Below are 7,202 nucleotides of genomic sequence, written 5' to 3'. Positions count from 1 at the left end.
GCCCTATTCTGTTGTTGAATATCTGATTTTTATTTTTGAATACAAAAGAACCATTTACATAATCAATGACTAACTGATTTTCGTATACATCTTCAAAAAGTAAGTTAACCATAAATTCTATTCCGTCGCCCGTAATTAATTTTTCATTGGGTCCGCATGGTCTTTTGTTGATTACTTGGATTTGATAAATATTATTTACAACATCACAACTACCACGATCAAATTCTAGTAGTAATATTTGATGGTCTTCTATGTTCATTAACTTTTCTCTTGCAGCATCAGTAATTTTAAAGTCCATGTTTTAACCTGCCTTCTTATTTAGTAACATGTAGGAATTTTACACAAACAGGTTCAGGAACTAGTACATCTGAATGAATGACTGTTAATTTTCCTGTGTGCTGATCCCTAGCAAATAATACAAGATTACCAGAGATTTCATTTGAAGCGATAACATAATTTTCAGTAGGATCTAATACAAAATCACGTGGCCAGTTCCCTTCAGATGAGACAATTTCAACTAATTCTAGCTTACCATTGTCTTGATTTACACTAAACACAGCTATACTGTTATGTCCACGGTTTCCTGCATAGACAAATTGGCCATCATTTGAAATATGAATTGCGCTACCTTGGTTATTTTCAGTAAAATCAACTGGAATTGTTGAAATATATTGAAGGTCAGTAAAACTGCCATCTTCACTGTTATATGATAATACAATTACTTCTGAACTTAACTCAGTCATTACATAAGCGAATTGACCATTTGGATGGAATGTTAAATGTCTTGGGCCACTTCCTGGTTTTACGTGTAAAGTAGATGATTTTGTTAACGTACTGTTTTCTAATTGGTATGTATTAATTTCATCTGTTCCTAAGTCTACTGCATGTACAAATTTTTCATCTGGAGAAAATCCTGAATAATGAGCATGCGGTTTTTCTTGTCTTGATTGATTAGGTCCAGTACCAGAATGTTGCATTGTTGAAGTAACTGGGTTTACTTGTCCGTTAACTTCATAAGATTCAATTGTACCTTTATGATAATTAGCTGTTACGACAACATGATTATCTTCATTAACACTTACGTGGCAAGGAGATGCGCCTTCTGTGAGTTGTGAATTAATTTTCACAAGCTCTCCACTTTCCTCTTGAATTGAAAATACAGATACGCCACCTTTATCTCCTTCTTTTACGACTGAATAAAGGTACTTGTTATCTTTACTGATTGTTACATATGTAGGATTTTCTAATGTAGCTACTGATTCAACATCTATTATTCTTTCTGCGTTCGTATCAAGTGTAAAACGATAAATCCCTTTACTTTCCCCTTTTGTATAAGTCCCAATATAACCTAGAAATTTACTGTTAGTTGTATGCATTGCTACTCCTCCTCAAAATGTTTTATTTTTCATTTTATGGAAATGGTTACTCTATTTTAAAAACCCCCTTAATCATAGCTACAGCCTAAAACAGTATCACAGACAAAGGGGGTCATTTTCTAATTTATTTATTTATTTATTTATTTAATTATTTTTACTTAATCCAGCTTTTTGAGCTATTCGATTAAAGTTTAGGTGCTTTTTCCCAATCTGCAGCGAATTTTTCAATTCCTTGATCAGTTAATGGGTGTTTAGAAAGTTGCTCAATTACGCTATATGGAATTGTAGCGATATGTGCACCTGCCAATGCAACTCGAGTAACGTGATCTGGGTGACGTACTGATGCTGCGATAATTTGAGCAGCTAAGTTATGAACACGGAATAATTCAGCAATTTTAGCAACTAATAGTACTCCATCTTCAGAGATGTCGTCTAAGCGACCTAAGAATGGAGATACATAAGTTGCACCAGCTCTAGCAGCTAATAATGCTTGGTTCACAGTGAAAATTAATGTAACGTTAGTTTTTACACCTTTTTTAGTTAAGTAACGGCAAGCTTCTAATCCAGCAAGTGTCATAGGAAGTTTGATTGTGATGTTTTTATCTCCACCGTTAATTTTAATTAATTCATCTGCTTCAGCCATCATTTCTTCAGCAGATACAGCATTTGGTGTAACCTCAGCAGAAACTGATTCTACTTCAGGAACTAATTTTAAAATTTCTTCAATACGATCTTCAAATTTCACGCCTTCTTTTGCTACTAAAGAAGGGTTTGTTGTTACTCCAGATAATACACCCATTTTATAAGCTTTTTGAATATCAACTACGTTAGCTGTATCGATAAAAAATTTCATGTTTGTCTTCCTCCAAAAAATAAGTATTTTTTATATTTATATTGTAACGTTTATTTATTTCTTTTCAACTGCATGTCCACCGAATTCATTACGAAGAGCAGCAACAACTTTACCATTGAATGTATCATTATCTAATGAACGGTAACGCATTAATAATGACATTGCGATAACAGGCGTAGATGCTTGTAAATCTAATGCAGTTTCAATTGTCCATTTACCTTCTCCTGAAGAATGCATAACTCCTCTAATCTCATCTAACTTAGCATCTTTAGAGAATGCATTTTCAGTTAATTCCATTAACCATGAACGAATAACTGAACCATTGTTCCAAACTTTCGCTACTTTTTCATAATCGTAGTCGAAGTCACTTTTCTCTAATACTTCAAAACCTTCTCCGATTGCAGCCATCATACCATATTCAATTCCGTTGTGTACCATTTTTAAGAAATGACCACTACCAACTTTACCAGCATATAAGAAACCATTTTCTACAGCAGTATCTTTGAAAATTGGTTCAACGATATCCCAAGCCTCTTGATCTCCACCAACCATATAGCATGCGCCATTACGAGCGCCTTCCATACCGCCTGAAGTACCTGCATCCATGAAACGGATACCGAATTCTTTTAATTCATCATAACGTCTGATTGATTCTTTATAGTGAGAATTACCAGCTTCAATCACAATATCGCCTTCACTTAAGAAAGGTTTCACTTCATTAATGACTGAATCAACTACAGCATGTGGAACCATGATCCAAAGAATTCTTGGCGTATCTAAATTTTTAACTAAATCTTCTAAGCTTTTTACGCCTGTAGCGCCAAGTTTATTCATTTCTTCTACAGCACTAGCATTTACGTCAAAAGCAACGACTTCATGGTTGTTGTCCATTAAATTTTGACCTAAGTTTAATCCCATTTTCCCTAATCCAACTAATCCAACTTTCATTACAATATCCTCCTAAATCATCCATGTATCTATATATGTTTTTCTCTAAGTAAATAATTTTATGACAAAAGTATCAAAATACTTTTTTGATGTCATTAAATCAAGAATTTAATAAACTTTTACTAATATTTACAACATTATTTGTACTGAAACCAAACAGTTCCATTACTTCATTTCCAGTACCTGATGCACCAAATGTTTCAATTGAGATTTTTTTACCTTTGAAACCAACAAATCGTTCCCATCCTAGAGAAATTCCCATTTCAATTGAAATACGATTTGTATTGTCTGAAGGAAGTACAGTTTCTTTATACTCATCAGATTGTTTTTCAAATAATTCCCAACTTGGCATAGCAACTACTCTTACTGAAATATTTTCTTTTTCTAACTCAGTTTTACTATCAACTGCAAGTGCTACTTCTGAACCAGTTGCAATTAAAATTAAGTCAGGATTGCTATTTGTTTCAGTTAAAACATAAGCACCTTTTGAAAGATTATCAATATTTTTAGCTGTTTCTTCATATACTGGTAAGTTTTGACGACTTAATACTAATGCGATTGGTCCTTCAGTATTTTGTAAAGCATATGCCCAAGCGTTTGATGTTTCATTTGCATCTGATGGACGAATTACTGTTAAACCTGGGATTGCACGTAATGCAGCTAGATGTTCAACTGGCTCATGTGTTGGACCATCTTCTCCAACTGCAATTGAATCATGCGTAAATACGTAAGTTACAGGTAATTTTTGTAATGCTGCTAAACGAATTGATGGACGTAAATAATCGTTAAATACAAAGAATGTACTTACGAAAGGTTTTACAGCGCCATGTAATGCCATACCATTTGCAGCAGCACCCATTGCATGCTCACGAACACCAAAGTAAATATTGCGACCTGCATAAGATTCAACAGCAAATTTAGTCTCATCTTTAATATCTGTCATTGTAGAGTGAGATAAGTCTGCGCTTCCTCCAAAAATTTCAGGTACTGATTTTATGTAGTGATTAATTGCTTCACCACTTGCTACACGTGTAGAAACTGTTTTTTGAGGATCAAACGTTAAAATTCCATCAGCATCAATCAGAACTTCACCAGTAATCGCTTTTTCTAATTCTGTAGCTAATTCTGGATAAGCCTCACGATATTGATTAAATAATTGATTCCATTCAGATTCTAACTGGCTACCTTTCATTTGTATCTCGCTAAAATGCTGTTTAACTTCTTCTGGAACATAAAAATCTTCGTCATAGTTCCATCCATAAGCTTTTTTCGTTTCTTTCGCTTCTTCAATTCCAAGTGGAGCACCATGTGCTTTATTCGTACCAGCAACTTTTGGACTACCGAAACCGATAATTGTTCTGATTTCAATAATAGTTGGTTGGCTAGTGTTTTGTTTTGCAAGCTCAATTGCTTTTGAAATCTCTTCTTGATCATTACCATTCTCAACACGTAAATAGTGCCAATTAAATGATTCTGCTCTTTTTTGCATATCTTCTGAGTAAGAAAGATTTAAAGTACCATCTAAAGAAATATCGTTTGAATCATAAAGCACAACTAATTTACCAAGCTTCATATGACCAGCAAGTGACATTGCTTCATAAGCAACACCTTCCATTAAATCTCCATCACCAACTAGTGCATAAGTGTGATGATCAATAATTGAATGGTTATCCTTGTTAAATTTAGCAGCTAAATGCGCTTCTGCCATTGCCATACCAACTGCTGTTGCAATACCTTGTCCTAGTGGACCAGTTGTAGCTTCAACACCATCAGTATGTCCAAATTCAGGATGACCAGGTGTTTTACTATTTAGTTTACGAAATTCCTTTAAGTCTTGGATCGATACATCATAACCTGCTACGTGTAGCAAACTGTATAACATACTAGAACCATGTCCTGCTGAAAGTACGAAACGGTCGCGGTCAAACCATTTAGAACTCTTTGGATTGTGTTTTAGATGATTTGCCCAAAGAGCATATGCCATTGGTGCTGCACCCATAGGAAGTCCAGGGTGTCCTGAGTTAGCTTGGTTAATTGCATCAATAGATAATGTACGAATTGTGTTAATTGCTAAAGTATCAATAGCTGTATTCATTTTTAGATACTCCTTTTTAGTTTCTTATTTTCACTAAGATCAGATTCTTCTGAATCCGAGTCAAGCCACCATTTAAATCCATCTTCTGCCAATAATTGACTAGATGCCTCTGGTCCAAATAAACCAGCTTTATATGAATGAAGTGGTGTTAAATTTTCTTCAAATGCCTCTAGAATTGGTTGGACAAATTGCCAAGCTAATTCTACTTCTTTCCAGTGTGCGAAAAACTTCGCATCTCCACGAATTGCATCATTTACAAGTAATTCGTAAGCTTCTGGTTGGTCAGCGGCATTTGCTAAATAATCTGCACGAACAGGTTCAATTTTCCCATCAATGTTTTTACTATTTAGATAGAATGAAACTCTTTCGCTTGGATTAATTTCTATAACTAATAGATTTGGTCCAACCAATTCATTTCTCTTTTTATATAGATCATCTTGCATTGGGTTTTTAAATTCAAACACAATACGCGTCGATTTTTCTTTTAAACGTTTACCAGTACGAATATAAAATGGTATGCCTTTCCAGAATGAGTTGTCAATCATTAATCGAGCAGCTACAAACGTATCATTCTGAGATGAAATGTCAATTCCAGGCTCTTGTTTGTATCCTTGAAGCTTTTTACCATTTAGTTCCCCTGATGTATATTGACCGCGGACAACATGAGATGTAACGTCATCTTTTGTCATCGGTCTAAGTGCTTCTAAAACTTTACGTTTTTCTGTACGCACTTCATCTGTTGTTACATTTTTTGGTAAATGCATTGCAGTCATCATTAATAACTGAAGCATATGATTTTGGAACATATCACGAATTGCACCAGCATTATCATAATAACCAGCTCTTTCTTCAACCCCAACAGTTTCACTTGCAGTAATTTGGACATTTGCAATAAATTGATTATTCCACAATGCTTGAAGGACTGGGTTCGCTAATTCTAATGCTTCTAAATTTTGAACCATTGGTTTACCAAGGTAATGGTCAATTCTATATATTTCATCTTCATTAAAAGACTTACTTAATTTTTCATTTAAATCTCTTGCAGATTTTAGGTCACGTCCAAATGGTTTTTCAATGATTAGACGTTTCCAACCTTTAGTTGTGCCTAATCCACTATCTTTAATGTTAAATGCGATTGTTTCAAATAATTCAGGGGCTACAGATAAGTAAAATAATCTGTTTTCTGGAATATTTAATTCAAGTTCGCGTTTTTTCACAAGGTTTAACAAATCAAGAAATCCTTCTTTTTTTGTAATATCTAATTGATGATAACGGATTGATTCGAGAAAAGCTTCAGTTGTTACGTCACTTTCTAATTCACGTCTAGAAAATGTCTCAAGTGATTGTTTCACTTGTAGCTGAAAGTCTTTGTCTGAAATCTCTTTTCGACCAAGTCCAATTATTGAAAATGATTTTGGCATTTTCTGATCAATAAATAAATTATATAAAGCAGGATAAATTTTTCGTTTTGCTAAATCACCTGTACCTCCAAATAATACAAATGACATAGAATCCATTAACTAAACCCCCTAAGTTCGAACCTTTTATTCTATTTATCTATTATCTTTCTAAAGACATAAAAAGTTCATTTCTTTATTAAATTGTAAAAATATATCTGAAATTCTTTGAATAAAAAGTACTGAAAAATCCTATTTTAGTGAAGGGTTGATCCGTTTAATTTAGTCAGAAGGATTTCAATGTAAATATATTTCTTCGAGAAATAGTTAATCCAAATGAAGTTATTTGTCACTTATTCTCGAAAAATATTTTTTCACACTCCCTATAATACAAGAAAAAAATTTTAGTTACCAATAAAATGCTTAAAATTCAAGAATTTGGTTAATATTTTTTTGTTTTCAATCAAAAAAGCCTTGAATAACTTTAAAAAGTTACCCAAGGCTTTAAAATGATTTGGTTTATTATTTAGTAT

6 protein-coding genes are annotated in these 7,202 nt (G+C 33.5%); all 6 read right to left on the bottom strand.

Features of this window, described 5'->3' with window-relative positions; genetic code table 11:
• On the bottom strand, positions 1–298 hold a 298-nt coding region (locus V7056_RS14630), incomplete at its 3' end, for an iron-sulfur cluster biosynthesis family protein (RefSeq protein WP_499703075.1).
• Between the two features lie 16 nt (positions 299–314).
• Entirely contained in the window at positions 315–1,376 is a 1,062-nt protein-coding gene (locus V7056_RS14625) for a lactonase family protein (protein ID WP_499703073.1), read from the bottom strand.
• Between the two features lie 184 nt (positions 1,377–1,560).
• The gene (gene fsa / locus V7056_RS14620; RefSeq protein ID WP_499703071.1) at positions 1,561–2,229 is read right to left on the bottom strand and encodes a fructose-6-phosphate aldolase; all 669 of its coding nucleotides are present in this window, start codon (positions 2,227–2,229) and stop codon (positions 1,561–1,563) included.
• A gap of 54 nt (positions 2,230–2,283) precedes the next feature.
• The gene (gene gnd / locus V7056_RS14615) at positions 2,284–3,177 is read right to left on the bottom strand and encodes a phosphogluconate dehydrogenase (NAD(+)-dependent, decarboxylating) (RefSeq protein WP_499703069.1); all 894 of its coding nucleotides are present in this window, start codon (positions 3,175–3,177) and stop codon (positions 2,284–2,286) included.
• 100 nt (positions 3,178–3,277) lie between these two features.
• Entirely contained in the window at positions 3,278–5,272 is a 1,995-nt protein-coding gene (tkt, locus tag V7056_RS14610) for a transketolase (protein WP_499703067.1), read from the bottom strand.
• Positions 5,273–5,274: 2 nt separating this feature from the next.
• Positions 5,275–6,789 (bottom strand): glucose-6-phosphate dehydrogenase, encoded by a 1,515-nt coding sequence (zwf, locus tag V7056_RS14605; RefSeq protein WP_499703065.1) that lies wholly within the window; start codon positions 6,787–6,789, stop codon positions 5,275–5,277.
• Positions 6,790–7,202: the final 413 nt, after the last annotated feature.

Source organism: Bacillus sp. JJ664 (genome assembly GCF_036962205.1).
GTDB lineage: Bacteria > Bacillota > Bacilli > Bacillales > Bacillaceae_G > Gottfriedia.
The sequence above is the reverse complement of the archived record's forward strand: the minus strand, read 5'-3'. Positions and strand labels throughout refer to the sequence as shown.

Excerpts from the sequence above, each read along its gene's own strand:
- V7056_RS14625 (WP_499703073.1), bottom strand. The coding sequence starts at position 1,376 with ATGCATACAACTAACAGTAAATTTCTAGGTTATATTGGGACTTATACA.
- fsa (WP_499703071.1), bottom strand. The coding sequence starts at position 2,229 with ATGAAATTTTTTATCGATACAGCTAACGTAGTTGATATTCAAAAAGCT.
- gnd (WP_499703069.1), bottom strand. The coding sequence starts at position 3,177 with ATGAAAGTTGGATTAGTTGGATTAGGGAAAATGGGATTAAACTTAGGT.
- tkt (WP_499703067.1), bottom strand. The coding sequence starts at position 5,272 with ATGAATACAGCTATTGATACTTTAGCAATTAACACAATTCGTACATTA.
- zwf (WP_499703065.1), bottom strand. The coding sequence starts at position 6,789 with ATGGATTCTATGTCATTTGTATTATTTGGAGGTACAGGTGATTTAGCA.